14 protein-coding genes, 3 pseudogenes and 1 riboswitch are annotated in these 17203 nt (G+C 38.4%); of the genes and pseudogenes, 12 read left to right on the plus strand and 5 right to left on the minus strand.

Going from position 1 to position 17203, the window contains the following annotated elements; genetic code table 11:
• Window positions 1-940: 940 nt before the first annotated feature.
• From QSJ37_RS10570 to QSJ37_RS10610, 9 genes and pseudogenes are all read left to right on the plus strand, one after another.
• Window positions 941-1921, plus strand: coding sequence for a CapA family protein (locus QSJ37_RS10570; RefSeq protein WP_285756104.1), 981 nt, complete (start codon window positions 941-943; stop codon window positions 1919-1921).
• Between the two features lie 435 nt (window positions 1922-2356).
• Entirely contained in the window at window positions 2357-4468 is a 2112-nt protein-coding gene (locus QSJ37_RS10575) for an SH3 domain-containing protein (RefSeq protein WP_285755116.1), read from the plus strand.
• Between the two features lie 254 nt (window positions 4469-4722).
• Window positions 4723-5247: a sunset domain-containing protein gene (locus tag QSJ37_RS10580; protein ID WP_285755117.1), complete on the plus strand. Its 525-nt coding sequence runs from the start codon at window positions 4723-4725 to the stop codon at window positions 5245-5247.
• 860 nt (window positions 5248-6107) lie between these two features.
• Window positions 6108-7169 carry a hypothetical protein gene (locus QSJ37_RS10585; protein ID WP_285755119.1) on the plus strand — a complete coding sequence of 354 codons (1062 nt, stop codon included), beginning with the start codon at window positions 6108-6110 and terminating at the stop codon, window positions 7167-7169.
• A gap of 157 nt (window positions 7170-7326) precedes the next feature.
• A complete protein-coding gene (locus QSJ37_RS10590; RefSeq protein WP_285755120.1) occupies window positions 7327-7890 on the plus strand; it encodes a hypothetical protein in 564 nt (187 codons plus the stop codon).
• A gap of 257 nt (window positions 7891-8147) precedes the next feature.
• Window positions 8148-8230, plus strand: a riboswitch (cyclic di-GMP riboswitch).
• A gap of 39 nt (window positions 8231-8269) precedes the next feature.
• Window positions 8270-8956 carry a hypothetical protein gene (locus tag QSJ37_RS10595; RefSeq protein WP_285755121.1) on the plus strand — a complete coding sequence of 229 codons (687 nt, stop codon included), beginning with the start codon at window positions 8270-8272 and terminating at the stop codon, window positions 8954-8956.
• 71 nt (window positions 8957-9027) lie between these two features.
• Entirely contained in the window at window positions 9028-9240 is a 213-nt protein-coding gene (locus QSJ37_RS10600; protein ID WP_285755122.1) for a hypothetical protein, read from the plus strand.
• Between the two features lie 50 nt (window positions 9241-9290).
• A pseudogene (locus QSJ37_RS10605) lies at window positions 9291-9526 on the plus strand (bifunctional 2',3'-cyclic-nucleotide 2'-phosphodiesterase/3'-nucleotidase); the annotation flags it as partial.
• 527 nt (window positions 9527-10053) lie between these two features.
• Complete coding sequence (locus tag QSJ37_RS10610) at window positions 10054-10317, plus strand: excalibur calcium-binding domain-containing protein (RefSeq protein WP_285755123.1); 264 nt, start codon at window positions 10054-10056, stop codon at window positions 10315-10317.
• Window positions 10318-10500: 183 nt separating this feature from the next.
• On the opposite strand, the gene QSJ37_RS10615 is transcribed toward QSJ37_RS10610, so the two are convergent.
• A complete protein-coding gene (locus QSJ37_RS10615; RefSeq protein ID WP_285755124.1) occupies window positions 10501-11286 on the minus strand; it encodes a hypothetical protein in 786 nt (261 codons plus the stop codon).
• A 223-nt stretch (window positions 11287-11509) separates the two neighbouring features.
• Between QSJ37_RS10615 and QSJ37_RS18090 the strand changes: the two are divergent.
• Together QSJ37_RS18090 and QSJ37_RS10620 are read left to right on the plus strand one after the other, a co-directional pair.
• Window positions 11510-11608: pseudogene (locus QSJ37_RS18090) on the plus strand (MBL fold metallo-hydrolase); the annotation flags it as partial.
• Between the two features lie 14 nt (window positions 11609-11622).
• Window positions 11623-12117 (plus strand): hypothetical protein, encoded by a 495-nt coding sequence (locus tag QSJ37_RS10620; RefSeq protein WP_483313598.1) that lies wholly within the window; start codon window positions 11623-11625, stop codon window positions 12115-12117.
• Window positions 12118-12357: 240 nt separating this feature from the next.
• On the opposite strand, the gene QSJ37_RS10625 is transcribed toward QSJ37_RS10620, so the two are convergent.
• From QSJ37_RS10625 to QSJ37_RS10635, 3 genes are all read right to left on the minus strand, one after another.
• Window positions 12358-13149 (minus strand): hypothetical protein, encoded by a 792-nt coding sequence (locus QSJ37_RS10625; RefSeq protein WP_285755125.1) that lies wholly within the window; start codon window positions 13147-13149, stop codon window positions 12358-12360.
• 1065 nt (window positions 13150-14214) lie between these two features.
• The gene (locus QSJ37_RS10630) at window positions 14215-14925 is read right to left on the minus strand and encodes an IS3 family transposase (RefSeq protein WP_285755126.1); all 711 of its coding nucleotides are present in this window, start codon (window positions 14923-14925) and stop codon (window positions 14215-14217) included.
• Window positions 14926-15195: 270 nt separating this feature from the next.
• Window positions 15196-15447: a transposase gene (locus tag QSJ37_RS10635; RefSeq protein WP_285755127.1), complete on the minus strand. Its 252-nt coding sequence runs from the start codon at window positions 15445-15447 to the stop codon at window positions 15196-15198.
• An 88-nt stretch (window positions 15448-15535) separates the two neighbouring features.
• On the opposite strand from QSJ37_RS10635, the gene QSJ37_RS10640 reads away from it, so the two are divergent.
• Window positions 15536-15697 (plus strand): hypothetical protein, encoded by a 162-nt coding sequence (locus tag QSJ37_RS10640; protein ID WP_285755128.1) that lies wholly within the window; start codon window positions 15536-15538, stop codon window positions 15695-15697.
• Window positions 15698-16359: 662 nt separating this feature from the next.
• Here QSJ37_RS10640 and QSJ37_RS10645 read toward each other — a convergent pair.
• Window positions 16360-16919 (minus strand): annotated as a pseudogene (locus QSJ37_RS10645) (class D sortase).
• Window positions 16920-17203: the final 284 nt, after the last annotated feature.

A 17203-nucleotide genomic window follows, 5' to 3' on the forward strand; every position in this document is an offset into this window, starting at 1 on the left:
TGATTACCTTCTCTTTAAAGTGTTAAAGAAAATCTACATAATGAAAGGGAGAGGGGAATAAAAAGAAACATTATTTGTTTGCAAACGGACATTAGGTGCTAGAGCATTGCGATCCCAAAAGTAGACAATATAAAAATCGGTTACCCCGAAGGAATCAGGGATAAACGGCTCTGATTCCTTTCTTTTCTCGTCTTTTTCTCAGTGTCTCACGAGGAACTATCAAGGAAAGCACTTGACAGCCCCAAGGTATTCTGAGAATAGATGGTTAAGACGAGAAGGAGGAAATATAGCCTTGTCCTCGTTTTTAACTGGATTTTGCATATTGAACGGGTGTTTGATAATCTCAATACGTTCTTTCTTTAGGACTAAGTTTCTTTTTGCCTACCGAGTTATTCCCATAACTTATAAACACTGTGTGAAAAATTATACAATATAATTACAAAAATGTAAAACTTTGGATCGAAACAACTCTGCCCCTCTTCGAAGCATTTTTACATCGCTTAGGCAGGATTTTTTTCAAAAATTATTGAATATCCATTTATATGAAGGAAAGGAGGTATAAGCCAAAGAAGTTGCAGCAACATATGTGCGTTTTTCAGAGGAGTTTCGTAGCTTTATAGGCATGCTCATGGCTGGTGTTGTGTAGATCTAGGCAAACGTTTTGCAGCAGGATTTGTGCAACAACGTAAAAGAGAGAAGTGCTTTACAATGGTATACTTTGTCATAAGGACATGGGGGGATTTATTTGGTAAGTCGGCTTAAGCATATCACTTACGCTCTAATAGCTACATTTATTTTTTTAACCATATTACCAGCTGCAAATAAAGTAGAGGCGAAAGTATTTTGGGGGCAAAGTGAACTCTATTTTGACAAATACTGGCAAGGGGTTGGCAGATTACACAGCCTCGGCATGAGGATGTATGTGCCACAATCCAGTGCTATGGTTCCTCAAACGATGACGAAACAATTAAATCGTGAACAGCAGACGACAAGTATTACATTAAGCGCCGCAGGAGATGTAACGCTTGGGCGTGATGAAAATTACGGATATGTAAATTCTTTTGATGATGTAGCAAAAAGAAATGGCATTCGCTTTTTTTCAAAAAATATAGAACCGATTTTTAAAAACGACGATTTTACCACTGTTAACTTGGAAACAACCTTAACAACCTCTACGCGAAAGGCGAATAAAAAATTCCGGTTTCGCGGTCATCCATCGTACGCAAAAATTTTAACATTCGCGGGGATTGAGGCTGTCAATTTGGCGAATAACCATACGTATGACTATTTGCAAAAAGGATATGAAGACACGATCGCAAACTTAAAAAAGGAAGGCATCGGTTATTTTGATGAGAAACATCCGATGTTGACAACAGTAAAAGGGGTCAAAATCGGTGTAATTGGCTACAAAGGATGGGTGGATAATAGTCAGGTTCGCAAGCAAATTCTCAATGATATTCGCTCACTGCGGAAAAAAGGAGCGAATATTGTCCTTGTTCATTTCCATTGGGGCGTGGAAAGAAGTTATATTCCTAATACAACCCAAAAATCATTAGGACGTTTTGCGATCGATAGCGGAGCGGATTTAGTTGTTGGACACCATCCGCACGTTATCCAAGGAATCGAAGAATATAAAGGCAAATTCATTGTTTATAGTTTAGGGAATTTTATGTTTGGGGGCAATAAAAATCCGTCCGATAAAGACACTTTCATCTTTCAGCAAACTTTTTATGTTCAAAATGGCAAACTAACGGCTCGAAAAGAGATTCGTATTATTCCATGCCGCATTTCATCTGTCACAACAAGAAATAACTATCAGCCAACTCCGCTAACAGGAAGCGAAGCAAAAAGGGTGAAAACGAAAATATTGAATTTGTCTGCAAAAATAAAAAAACCGACGTGGAGTGTATACGAAAAATAAACGATTAAAAAAGGGGGTTCGTGCCTGTCACGTTCCGAAGTTTGTCGAAGATTGCTAGAGACAGAGAGTCATTGATTGGTTCTCTGTCTTTTTTAATCCTGCGGGATTATCAATCGTTTCTTTGATAAAATCGTTTGTTCGGGCTGGAACCGTACTTTTGGTTGCTACAATCACAAAATGGTTCAGTCCAAGACATAGGTAGGGTACTTCGTTCTCTGGAATGTGTTAAGGCCGAATCAGAGAATACCCTGCATTTTCTCTTTTGATCTAGTAAAATGCTTTATACAAAATTTTATACATCATCTACGAATCACTTAACATTTTTGAAAATAAGCCGATAAAAAAGTATAAGAGTAGAAAAATATTGTTCATTTTTCCTTTGTCGCTTCTCAGTAAGAAAGATAGAAAAAAAGAGAAGTAGGTGGGAACGAAAAGATGAAAAATATAGGAAAAGCTGTCGTTTTATCGATGGGGCTTTTGCTTGCTTCTGCGGGGGGATCTATGATTTCGTGGAGCGTAAATACAGTAGAGGCAGCGAGTACGGTAAAATTAAACAAAACAACGTATCAAACGACTAATAATGTATACATGCGGTCGGAAGCGGGAACGAATTACAAAGTGATCATCATCATTCCGAAAGGAAAAACAGTCACGGCGACAGAGAAAAAAGGGAACTGGTACAAAGTTTCGTACCAATATATGTTGAAAGGGAAAAGTTATACGAAAACAGGCTGGGTAAGCGGCAGTTGTTTAAAGGAATATGATCAATATATTAAAACGAGCGGTACATATTACTTTACCAAGAAAACTGTCAATCTCTACAGCGCGCCAAACACGAAAAAGAAAGCTGTTACTAGTTTAGCCAGCGGCAACGGATTATATTCAACGAGAAAAGTAGTCAATAGTGTCGGTCAAACTTGGTATGAAGTTTCTTTTAATGGGAAAAAGCTATATGTCATAAGCAGCGATGTTGTAAAAGTGTCGTCCAAAAGTTTTACGGCGACGAAGTATATAGCGAATAAGGATACATTTTTGTATTCTTCCTTTGGAAGCGCATATGCAAAGTTGGAGAAAATCGCAAAAGGAACAATTGTTGCATCTAGTTTTAGTGTTGGAGATTGGTATAAAGTTAGCTATAAAAACAAAACGGGATATGTTTATATCAAAGATTTTGCTCCTTATACAGGAAACAATGCAGGACAGAAGCCATCATCGCCAGTGTCACAGCAGCCAGCGCAAGATCAGCAAACAACAGAGCAACCAAAGCAACCGAATAATTCATCGAATACGCCTGTTACAGAACAAGCGATTTCTGGCAAAACGTTTGCGGTAAGAGCGGATTTAAATGTACGAAAAGAACCGAATAAGGACTCTGATATCCTTGCAACGATTTCAAAGGGAACGATTATTGTGCCGACCCATAAAACGTCCAATAATTGGTACAAAATAACATATAATAATACAATCGGTTACGTTTCTGGAGATTATGTGACGGAAGTGAAAACAGGAGCGCCTTTAAACGGGGTGCGGGACGGCTACCAATTTATTGATTTACGGACAACCGCTTCGGTTACGGCTCAACAAATAAACAAGTATATCGAAAATTATGTCAACTCAACAAATAAGCCAAGCGTTTTACTAGGAAAAGGTCAAGTGTTTATCGATGCCGGTAAAAAATATGGAGTAAATGCGTTATATTTAGCCGCGCATGCGATTCATGAAAGTGGTTTCGGCACTTCGAGACTGGCGCTGACGAAGTACAATTTATTCGGTTACGGCGCTTATGACGCATCCCCGTTTGTTTCGGCATATCGCTTTTCGTCCGTAGAAGAATCGATTGATTATATCGCTCGAAAAGTGAAAGCAACATATTTAAACCCGGCCTATTCGTATTTTAAAGGAGCGTATCTCGGTTTTCGCACTAATACATTAACGGGAACACGTGTCAATGAGAGCAGTGAAGGCATGAATTTTTATTACGCCAGCGATCCATATTGGGGGCAAAGCATCGCCCGCCATATGGCCAATATTTTGGCGTATGATAGTAATTATTACAAATCCGCTAAACCAAACGAAACGGTGCCTGCCTCACCAAGTATTCCGCAAGGATCGGACGTGTTTCCGGAAAATATCGTAGCGGTGGCGAATCAAGACCTTGCGCTATACGATCAAAAAGGAGCGAATAAAAGCATAACCATTTTGAAAAAAGGATCTACATTTATATTGCTGGAGAAAACGAATGATTACTGGGTTCGTTTAAAATACAACAATCAAGAATATTGGACGAATTCCATTAAGTTTTATGAGTATAAAAAATACATTACGGTCAAAAACTTAGGCAGTGTCAATGTGACCACATTAAATGTAAGACCAACGCCGTCAACGACAAAAGATCCAATTACCCAGCTAAAAATGGGAGAGTATGTTCAGCTGTCATTAACAGACGATGGAAAGCTGGAAATCCAAAATTCTTGGTATAAAATCATATTAAAAGATGGACGTGTGGGATGGGTCAGTTCGAAATATATTGTTAGAGAACTAAATTAATTGCGTGATGATAAAGATTTTCGTAAAACCCGATTATAGGCAGATATGAAGATTTAAAATCTACCACTTAAATGGTTTTTTATAAGCAAAAATTGTAGTGTGCCTGTTACCTCTTGAATATGCCAAAAAGCCCTGTTGTGAGAAATCTCTACGGGGCTTTTGGTATGGTGACATTTAAATTAAATGAATACAGCGTTTGTGCGGACTGGAAATTACATTGATTGTTTGTTAGAAATATAGAGGGGGGTAGAACGATGTCTGAAGAAAAAAAGGAAAAAGAGGAAAAAAAGAAAAAAAAGAAAATAATCGGTTGTTTTGGTTGTGGTTGTTTGACTTTTATATTACTTATTCTTGTGGGTAGTTGTACAGCTTTATTTGGGGACAGTGATGGTGGCGGAGGTAACGAAGATAAGGATGACAAGAAAAAAATTGTGACAGTGGAAGAAAAGGGAAAAGCGTCGACAGCCAAAAACAAAGAGAATGAAAAAACACCAGTACCTTCACAAGAAACTAAGGAAGAATCTAATATACAATCAAAGACGTCACCACAATCACAATCCCAATCGTCATCAGCACCACAGCCAAAATCTCAGCCTAAGCCTGAACAGCAGCAACAACCTAAACAAGCTTGCTTAAATATTAAAGGGAACATTTCAAGTTCCGGTGAAAAAATTTATCACTTGCCGGGAGGACAATTTTACGATCGTACGGAACCGGAAGAAATTTTCTGTACAGAACAAGAAGCAATCGCTGCTGGCTATAGAAAATCTAAACGTTAAGGATGGCGTGCCTGTCGCTCCTCGAAGTTTGGCGAGTGGACATTCGAAGAAGTCTTGTAGAGAGAAATCTCTGCGGGGCTTTTCTTTTTTGCATTAAGTTAGTTAAACTGGCTATCAGTCCGTATCCCCTTCTAAGAAACTGTATCAAAAAGTTTTTTAAGTATTTAATATAATTATATGAGTATCAGATACGAGTTCTATACACTTTGACCAGCCTCAATTCCTTTCGGGGAATTGAGGTTATTTTTGTTTAGGGGGGGAAAGGATGAGCAAGTATTAAACGATCAACCACCAACAGCCGAAATTGCTAGAAAGAGAGGTACTCATCAAACAGCCAGCAAAGCGCGTCAACATTGTCAGCCTAAAGCTCGTTTGGAAGTCTACCGTACTGTACAAGGAGCGTCAAATCAAGTCCCCAGAAGATGCGTACAGGTTGTTGAAGCTGTTTCTTGTGGAAGATGACCGTGAGCTGTTTGTCGTTGGCCTACACACGAAAAACCAGCCGACTGCCATAATAATAGGTTGCGTATCTGCCACCATCCGAATGTGTCGAATTTTATTGAAGAATGATAGTTGAAAATGGAAATTGAGTAAATTAATATGATTGATAAGGATCGAGGTTTGTTGCAATAGATGCTAGTCCTTTTCTTTATTTAGCGGACGTATCAGCATCATTGGGGGAGGATTTATTGATTACCTCTATTTATCCTAATGAAAGACAACTAGTCAATGCTTTTATGGAATATACTTTTTTCCATCCAATTACTCTGACTAATGGTGAAACGAGAAAGCTTTTTATCTGGGGAAACGAGATCTGGCTACCTGATGGAAAGAGTAGGAATCGATCAGGAATTTCAGATGTGATTGGAACAGATGAGAAAGGAGACGTTTGGCTGATTGAAGCAAAATTGTGCTCGAATCCTGAATTAAATGAAAATATTTGGAGCGAGCAGCTTGATCCATATCGACTTTCCTTATCCAAACGCTCTGAAGATGAAATTGTCATGGGGGCAAGGCGTTATTTAATAAAAGCTAATGCCGGTTCGGTTTTTCCGCCTTTTATTAACGATAGTGTCGAAGGTCTTTACGATGGATTTAAACAGTGGTGCGTGCATTGGGGATTTTCTGAGGAAAAAGCAAAATGGCTTTATGATTGCACGATCCAAAACATTATGAGGGGCAATGTGATTGCATGCGTTCTTGCAGATATGCTTGATGAACAAGTATGGGAGAAGAGGGTTAGTACATTTGCTTATGGAGGGTTCGGTTATATTGCCTTTCAACCTTCTGACATGGTTGCTCTGCTCGATTACAAAAATCAAGCGGTGGAAAAGGAAGATATACATTGTAACAGAGGTACATGGGCAGAACTAGTAAAGAAAAGGAATAAGGTGAAACCTACTCCTGATACAGTGGAATTGTATTTATCAAAAGATGTGATTGATACATACAGCAAAATACGAGAATTTTTATTGGAGTTAGGATGGGATAAGAGTTACCGTTCGAATCAGAAGGCATTCATTATTGATTTACCTACGAAATATGGAGTGGATATTCGGATTCATATTGGCTGGGTTGATGCGGATGGAAGCATGGATATCAACTATCGGACTGTTCACAACTTCGGGTTGAAGTTTAACATCGATTTCCGGCATTTTAAAAAGGATCCAGCAAAAAAGGAACTTTGCTATAGGCTTGCGAAAAGGTTGGCGATGGAAGCAAGGTATAATGGCAGAGGAACAGCAAAGGTGCTGAATCAACGCGATCTTACAGATGATGAGTTTGAGAAATGGGATGGAGAAATGTACCGCATGGTGGATAAGTATAACCGAGATTATATTGGCAGAAAAGAGGAAACGAAAGATTTAGAGGCTGTGTTTCGATTTTTAAAAGATATCGTCATGGTACCTTGTCGAAAATAAAGATGTATTTGTATAGAAACAGGGGAATGCGCTACGCTTTTCGCGGAGCATTTTTACTTCTGCGATAAGGAGGTGAGAGGGCGTTCTTAATAAAAGTTAATCTTACATTACAGAAGGCGAATAGCTACCGTTTACGTTCGAAGGAGGTATAAGCATTATGATGGGTAAACTAGTTAATTCTAAATTTATTGTACTGTTTGTATTATCTTTTATTGTATTTTTTAATTCTTCTATTGCTTATGAAGCTGAAGCAAAAGGAGCAATAAATAAAACCGTTAAAGATTTAAATAACTTTAAGGTTGGTTCTTATGCGGAACCTGATTACGACCAGTACGAAATCAAAAAGATTAAAAATGGCACTCACACTTTTTATAACACCACTTATATTAATGGTACGAAGCTTGCTTTTACTACTACTATTACGGTGGAAAAAACATCAAAGAGTTTTAAGCTTAAATCTTTTAAAATTTCAGGTTTTATTGATAAAAAAATTGTATCTTCAGCATATATTACTGAACTGTGGATACAATACGGCGGTAACAAGGTAAAACGTTTCACGCTTAGCGGAACGGACAAGATATTGAAAAATGGGGTAACGTTCTCAAAAGATAAGCTAGATATACCTAATTTTGAAAGCATTAACGTTCATGTAAACAACAATCTAGTGGCAAGTGCGAACAAACAAGGGATCAAATATACACAAGGAATTATTTTTAAGTAATTGGGCTCACTCCACTGTCACCACCGAAGATTGTCGAAAAGCTCTGCGGAGAGAAATCTCTACGGGGCTTTTCTTTTTATGTAAGATGGTGTTGCAAAACTAGAGCAAAAACTCGAAGTTATGCATAAGGATTCAAGAATATCATATCAAATGTCCTCTTTTTTCGCTGTCTACTTGTAGGGGATAATACCATCTCAAGATTTACTAGAAAAATAGTAATTTAGGCTTGCTTCTATGAGAAGAAAATTATGGTACAATATTTATAAAGGTACAGCTAAGGAAACTTAGCGTCACAAAGCTATAGGGGCTAAGGGGAAACCTATGCCAGCCAGCTGCCATTACCAAACCAAAAATGAACACACAAAGGAGGAAGTTGGTAATGTTGAAAAAAGGATTGCCAATTTTACTTGCATCGATGCTTGTCGCATCGCCTGCATTTGCAGCCAAGCATGATGGGAAGCGGGAAATGCGAGCAAAACAAGTGGAAAAAATTGAGATAGTTGTAAAGAAAGAAGAGAAGAAAAAACAAGAGTTAAAGAAAAAACAAGAATTAGCGAAAAAAGAGCAACAAATACTCGCAAAAAAATTGGCTCAATTGAATAAACAAGTGAGCAAAATCGAAGAACGAATGAATAACGTGACGGCTGACATTCAAGCGCTCAGCCAGCCAGCGAAAGAAACGGCAACGCCAGCGGAAACGAATACGACGGCGACGCCGACAGATCAAACGCAAACGAGCGAGCCAGTTACAAACGAACAAACAGGTGCTACGGCAACGGATTCCACATCTTCTACATCCGTTTCGGATACTCAAACAACGACTTCTGTAGAGCAGCCTGTAGAAGATCAAGACGATAGCGAAGAAGCAAAACAAGAACAAATCGATAAGTTAATTAGCAAGTTGCTTTCGCTTTCCAATCAATTAAAAGCAGTGACAAATGAAATTCGCGCGTTAGAAAAGAAAGTCGGCACGAACAATCAAGAAATTCAGAAATTAAAAGAAAAAGTAAAAACGTTATACGAGCAAATGCAGCAAAATAAAAAAGCGTTACTCAACTTGTTGTAATGAGCACCGATGTCGGGTGCTCTTTTTTATGATGGAAATCATTATAGAGATTAAGTGATCGCGTTTCTCCCGTGTGGGGCATTGTCAATGCGAAATTTCAAAAACTGCCGCCATCCGAGTTCCGCATTTGGAATACAAAGAGAGGAAAAATTTCCATTACCTATTGGGAACATTCCGTTCTTATTACGGGATATGACGAACGGTATATTTATGTAAATGCCCCTCTTTATCATCGGAAAAAACGAGCGGTAAACTGGAAAAATTTCGAGGCGGCATGGGTATAAATGGGGAAGCAAGCATTAGTTGCTTACCAAAGCCAAAATGGCAAATAGAATTGAAAGAAGGACAAATCGGGAAGCTTACGATATTAAAGCCTATCAATTTATGGAAGCGAATGAAGCAGGTCAGCTAGAGTTTCTTAGAGTGCTTCATCCTTATGAAACGTATCGCGTATATAGCTACAGTCAAGCGTATGGAGGACAATATGCCTTAGGAAGCAGTCTTTATATAACAAATATCCCGGGATACATTAAATATGAGACACCGCCGAAAGAACTGTTAAAAAAGTAAAACGTTGTAGAAAAGCTGTGTCCTGAAAAAGTCGCTTCAGCAGATAACAAATAGGCTACAACTTCCTCCACCACTACAACGACTGACTCTCTAACAATCGTCGAATTGCTTTTAGTTTAATCGCCTTACTATATCTCTGATCGACATTCTATTTTCCCTCAACCCATACATTCTATCTGTCGAGACAGTATTGTGTCAATGGGTACATGCTTAAATGTGCTTTTTTATTCCTGTCTACTTGACAGGAGGAACTTCAAACTGTGGAGACCTTTCTTCACACTCGATAAGAGAAAAGAGGAAACATATAAGCAATGCGAAGTGATGTACTGTGGAGAGGGAGTCGAAGGGGGAAAAGTAAAGAGTGCGTGAGTGATGGAAAACAAAGGCCACTAAAAATCCCAACGATTAAGAATGGGATCGTACATATGGGGAGTGAAATTAGTCACATCATATCTATTGAAGAAAACAATTACTTAAATTATAATATATATACAAAAATAGTAAAATATAGAAGGGGGGATCTTGCTATGAAACAATTAATTACTATTTTTCTATCTTTAGGACTAGTGATTGGTTTGTCTTCTATCGATTTTACTGTCGCAGAAGCAAAAACAAAGAAGTACAAAAACTGTTCGGAGTTGAATAAAGACTACATAGGTGGTGTTGCTCGTTCTTCTTCTGCTAAAAACAAAGGTGGAAAAGTGAAATACAAGCCGTATGTTTCAAAGGAACTCTATGATGCTAATAGTAGACTGGATCGAGATAAAGATTTCATCGCTTGTGAACGATAAGCATTCGTTTTCTAGTGCACCATCTATTGCAAAGACCTTACATAAAAAGCCCCTCTCGATGAGAAGGGCTTTATTTCCAAAGAACTCCAATCGACTTTTTTCACAGTTAATTGCTTAGTACACTTGTTGTTGCTGTTGGGATTTTTAATAAGGAACGTATTGCAAAACGCATTACATTAAAAATTATTCTTCTATAGGTTCAAAAACAAGTCCAGCTGCTGTATATCCATCTTCATCATCAACATATAATATTATATTCATATTTGCTTTTTTCCAAACTGTACTATATCCATAGTAACCATCATCATCATAATTATACTCATCAATATATCCAGCTTGCCCAATTTTAGGTTCAACTTTATCTAATAATGTGTAGAATAGAGTTTTCATTTGATCTGGAGTTAAGTATTCCTCTTCAGGTCCAACAAAATCATACCATACTGCTGTTAATATATTATTTTCGAAGTAATAAAATGCGCCCACAGTGGAGTTAAATTTCCGAGTTTTATATCCTAATATTGTTACGCCATAATCACTAGCTTGAGTAATCAATGTGCCTGTTTTACCTGCAACAGTTTTAACTTGGCTAACGTTCATTCCTAAATGGATTCCATCCATAAGCTGCTCTTGTTTTACCTGATTCAACTTTACTTTCGAAGGGGTCTCATATTTTACTCGATTATCGCGGTCTACATAATATCCGCCGCCCATACTTAGCATCCCAGGTTTGAAAGCATATATACGGAACTTTTGCCCTGGATTTAGATTTCGGACGAATACTTTCTTACTTCCCTCTAGCTTATAAAGTGGCGTTTGTTTTAAAACTGTTAGCCTACCAATTTGCCCTGGTTTTAACTCTACACCATCCCAATAAACTACTGCCTCTGCCTTGTCAACTAATGGAGATAAGAGACCAACACCTAGTGTCAGCGCAAAAGCGTAAATAATTGGTTTAATCCTACTAATCACTTAAATTACCTCCTATAAAAGTAATATTTTACATAAAATAATGAGATAATTGTATCAAACGCAATAAAATAATACAATAATTGTAACAAATGAAATATATTCCTAATATGTAAATTGCTATAATAAAGCGGTTTATTTTAATTGGCTATCATTCACTCGAAAAAATTGAAGATCATCGTCTGACTGTGTTTTATGTCTACACAAAAAACAAAATCTGCAATTATTAACTGTCCATTTCATCGATGTTGGACAAGGTGATAGCATCTACATCAAAGCTCCTAACAGTGAGGATATCCTCATTGATGATGGAAATAACAGTCAAGATAACGATTGAAATTGGCTCAATTGAATAAACAAGTGAGCAAAATCGAAGAGCGAATGAATAAGGTGACGGCCGACATTCAAGCGCTCAGCCAGCCAACGAACGAAACGGCAGCGCCAGCGGAAACGAATACGACAGCGCCGACAGATCAAACGCAGACAAGTGAGCCAGCTACAACCGAACAAACAGGCGCTAAGGCAACGGATTCCGCATCTTCTACATCCGTTTCGGACACTCAAGTTTCTACAGATAATCAAACAACGACTTCTGTAGAGCAGCCTGCAGAAGATCAGGACGATAGAGAAGAAGCAAAACAAGAACAAATCGATGAGTTAATTGGCAAGCTGCTTTCGCTTTCCAATCAATTAAAAGCGGTGACAAACGAAATTCGCGCGTTAGAAAAGAAAGTCGGCGCGAACAATCAAGAGATCCAAAAATTAAAAGCAAAAGTAAAAACGTTATACGAGCAAATGCAGCAAAATAAAAAAGCGTTACTCAACTTGTTGTAATGAGCACCGATGTCGGGTGCTCTTTTTTATGTTTGTTGCAGCCATTTTAGGCAAAGTTTCATCCCCTCAATACAGACAAAGAATAGGTTTTGAAGAAGTTCCCGGAAAAGAACGTAAGAACCATTTTATCATTGGCTTTAACAACCTAAACCTGGATCACACCTTGTTGATAAATAAAAAGCGACCATCACTTAGATGGTCACTTATATAAAAGATTCTTAACTCCCTTTTGAGGATTTATTAATCAAAAGCGTCAGGATTTATAACAACCTCCTCAGTTAGGAGTAGCAGCAAGGAGGCTTCCTCACTTGATCCTGTCAATACCGGAATGGAATATCCACACGAACCCGAGTAACCCACTATCAAGTCAGTTGGTAATGTTTTAGGATATTCTGCCACACAGTTATTTCCAACTTCAATAAACCAAGGTTTGTTTACAATTTTGGTTAACTCCTCTATTTCATTTAACACTTTCTCTGCCCAAATTTCTAAAGGCTTTATGTACCTAGTGTCACGCTTTATGTTCTTAGTGTCATACATAGCAAATATACGTTTTAAACTTTTTTGAGGAATATTATTAGCCTCTATATACAGCTCTCCGTCTACTTCTCTAATGGTCCATTTGCCTAATGAAATCTTCTCATTACCATTTATGATTTGAATAGAACTTAATTTTTTAGCGTATTGATCTAATACTACCTGTTCCAACTTTGCTTTAGAAGGAGTTTCATATTTTACACGACCGTCACGATTTATGTAGTATCCACCTCCTAAACCTAACATGCCCGGCTTAAATGTGTAAATGCGGAATGTTTGCCCCGGCTTTAGATTTCGAACAAATACCTTCTTGTTTCCCACTAGCTTATAAAGTGGCGTTTGTTTTAAAACGGTTAATCTACCAATTTGCCCCGGCTTTAGCTCTACACCATCCCAGTAAACTACTGCCTCTGCCTTGTTACTTACTGAAGGCAAGAAACTAAAACCTAATGCCAACACAAGGGCGCAAATTATTGGTTTAATCCCCCTAAACATATAAATACCCCCTAATTGAGTAATATTTTACAATAAAATAATACAACAATTGTAACAAATAGGGAATTGGTATTATGTCAAGAAAATAGAGATTTTTTCTACCGCACTTCGCTTGCTGGTCTTGTCAGGGAATGAAGGTGTAATCATCTTTCATTCCCTGACAAGGAAATAGATCATTGGTCTGCCTTTTCATCCATCACTGGTTTTGTCGAATGATCCTATTGAATCAAGTTGTGAACATTTTATCTTCATATCATCCGGTGTTATCCGTAATAATTAAACGAGATATAAGCTCTGCGATTCTCGAACTTTAAAGTACCTAGCTGTTTTCACCATCGATAAAATCTTCAGCTAGTGAACCTTCTTCACCAATATTTACCGTTGACTCGTTTTGCTTTGAACCGTACTCATTGAAAATGAAGCATTAGATTGGCTATAGAAATAATAACGATGCTTCCGTTTCACGGATCCTCACCAATCTCAATGTGATCATTTAGTTTGCAAATGCAGAAAAATCCTTATCTTGTATTAAAGGATGTGTGGTAATTAGCATAATAATTAGCAAGGATTTTTCTTTTTTAGGAATGACGGACCTATAATTATTATTCCTTTAATAGACATATAATATTCAGACGACTCAACTACTACCTACTGGCATAGTATAATTATTACTATACATAATGTGTAATTATCTGGTATTTTTGTTAATTAAGGAGGTGGGGTATTTCATAGTTTGTACGATGCTCAAATGAGTTGATGCTAAAAATATTCATCCATTTATTTTAAAAAATAGTGATAGAACCGTATAATTATTGCTTTTATCATAGGAAGGGTGAGAGTGGCTGACAGATGTTCTCTTTGCGGTCAAAATAACTTTGAGACTTTGGATTAGTTCCGTTTACATTAAACATAAAGATCGGAAATACACGCCAGTGAGTGTTAATAAGGTTAAGTAGAAAGTATAAATTCGGATTGACCCCCTACATTTGGACACATCCTATCTTATTTTAGGTTATTCTCAAAATTTCTCGTTTTTTCTTGGCAAGAAGACAAAATCCTCTTGCCTTATACGCGAACTTCTTTGATGATTAACGATTCCGTTTGCGCTTTTTTGTAAAATTCATGCGGTGGAAGATCGAGAATACTCGAATGAATCCTTCGCTCGTTATAAAATTTCATGTACTCCATCACGGCTTGATAAGCTTCTTCATAGCTGTCAAACGCCATTCTTCCTAGACATTCCTCCTCCAGTAAACGATGAAACGCTTCCATATGCGCATTCCTATTCGGCGTCCGTGGTGGAATCCGTTCATGTTCGATTCCAGATCGCTCACAGGCAGCTTCAAAGGCATGAGAAATAAATTGCGGGCCGTTGTCTGTCCGAATCACAGGTTTATTTGCCTGTTCAAATTGCTGACGCTTGAATAACGCTCTTTGAAGCGTCTTTACGGCATCGCTTCCTGAACAACTCAACCCAATATGGTAATCAATCACCGAACAGTCATACACATCGATGAGCGACAAAACAAGGAAAAAGCGTTCTTCTCCTTCGATATATCCATATTTCACATCCATTTCCCATAACTGATTCGAGCCTGTAATAATGCGATTTCGAGCGAGTTTCTTCGGATATGGAATCCGTTTCTCTCGCTGCGGACGTAGTAAATCCATCGCTTTACACAATCGATATACTTTTTTCTTACTGATCACAAGCTGATGGTCTCTTCTTAACTGAATGGTCAGCTTGCGATATCCGTAGGCAAATCCTTCTCCCATCACAAGCTCAGAGAGCCATTCTTGGATTTATTCGTCTGACACTTTTTCGCCAGTTGCCTTTAGAGAGCAGCCGGGTGTTGGACGTCCCCCACCTACTGTTTTCTTCTCGACTTTCCGTTTTGTTGATAATAGTAGGTTTAGCGATTGATTTCTAGAATCTCCAATACTTTTGTAATCGGATATCCTTTCTTGATCCACTGCTTGGTTACTTCCAATTTTTCAGTAAGTGAGGGTTCTTCTTTTTTATCAAATCACGCAAAATCGCGATTTCTAAATTTTTTCCCTTAATAGCTTCTTGAGCTGCTCGTTTTCTTCCTCCAGCCGTTTGATTTCAGCTGAAAAGGGAGAGGAAACCATTTCTTGCCCTAGTTTTCCTTCTTCATATGCCTTCACCCATCTTTGCACAAGATTCGGGCTAAGCTCGTATCTTCTAGCTGCCAATGCTTTATTTCCAACTTCTAATGCTTCTTTCACCACTTGTAGCTTAAATTCCTTCGAATGTTTTCTTCGTTTCATGTACATCAAAAGCCCTCTTCATTTGGTCACTTCGATTATAAAAAACACCTTATCGAGTGTCCAAATTCATTAGGGGGCTAATGAGATTAAATATTTGCAATATAGATTTTTCCGCAATCAAGATCAACAGCTTATTACTGAAGAAGAAGCGTTAAGAATAACTGAAGAATACATCAAAATAGGTTATAAAAATACAGTTGCAAATATCCTAGCTTTAAAAGAATTAAATAATAATAAGGTGTTGCAAAACGCATAAAGATATTATTCATCCCCTTTAAGTAGACAGTGTAAAAAGTCCACATTTCAGATGTGGGTTCTTACACTATACTTGGAGGGGATTTTTCATTGCGAAAAAAGGACAAACGTTTCAATTGTATACAAAGGAATTTAAGTTACAAAGCCATTCATTATATAAGAATGAGGGATGAGCTGTCGAGCCGTTGCAGAACAGTCGGGGGATTCCTAGTTCCACTCAAGTGACAATGTGGGAGAAGAAATATCGAATGGTGAATCTCTTTTTGATCAACGCGGTATGCGTGCACAGGACAACTCATTTATCGGTCGTCCTCATATGACTTTTCGGAGTATGGAGGAAGAGAGAGATGATCTGAAAGCACAGGTCGAATAGTTAAAAAAGCGGTATCCAAATCTGCACGGGAAGGGGAAGTCCCAAAAGTAAATCGGTTCGCCATCATAGACGAGTTACGTCCCATCTACCGGTTGTTGTGGTTGGTGGAATCACTGATGTGTCATGGATCTGGATACTATTGGAAGGGTGCCTGTCACCGCCCAAGTAAAGAAGAGGATGACTTCAAAAGGTCGATTTAGCGAGCTTTTGAGTCAGCCTCTTTTGGCTTAGAAAGGATTTGTGACTGAAACGAAACTCCAATGCATAGGGAGGGAAGGCATAGGCAGGCATCAATCCCTTGTCTTCACTAAGTTAGCGACAAGGACATACCGCTTCGGTGCCGAGCCGATGTAGCCGAACGGATAACAAGTAGATACGTTTAATGTGGCTTTTGGCTTTGGCACGATGACGGTTCTGTCATCGGCGTCTACAATTCGCACTTTGCGGACTTTGTAAAGTAAACTCGCCAGCGACCGATTTGATCACCAGCCAATCTCCTTTTCCCACTTCGCCAAGTTTGCGAAACACGGTGTCACGGTGTCCTGCAAGTACGCAGTTATCCGGCTCTCCCGGCAGAACGCTTCCGGCGTAATGTCCGACTCCCTTTTCCAGCTCTTCTTCATTGGTGCCGTGGTAAATCGGAAGACTGGCGTTCAGCTTCGGAATGATGAACTCGCCAATATATATGTTCTCCTACTTCCGGTTGGCGCAGGTAAATGGCTGCAACCGTCTTTGACGGTGCAGCGATTGTTTTTGTTGCGGTTTCCTTTGGCAACGGTTTGGCGGCGTTGATTCCTTTTTCAAATTTGTTGCCATAGAGGAGGACGAGAACGATTCGTTGCTTTTGCATTTACTTTGCTTCTGCTCCTTTTCTTCTGTTGTCAGGAAAAAACGAAACGGCCTTTCCTCGGTTGAATATAGAGGAAAGGTCGTGAATTTTAGCTGCTGTATAACTTCGTCCAAGCAGGCGCATACATACACTTGCTTCATTAGTTGCATCAATTCATCTGTACACTGGTCATGGTTCATTCTTTTTTCCTATCCCCCACCACTTAAAACTAGACAAAAAATCCTAAATTTTAGATTCAAAATTTATAAAACGTTATATATAATATTTACTGTATTTTAATGTTA

This window comes from Parageobacillus sp. G301, from assembly GCF_030268025.1.
Lineage (GTDB): Bacteria > Bacillota > Bacilli > Bacillales > Anoxybacillaceae > Parageobacillus_B > Parageobacillus_B toebii.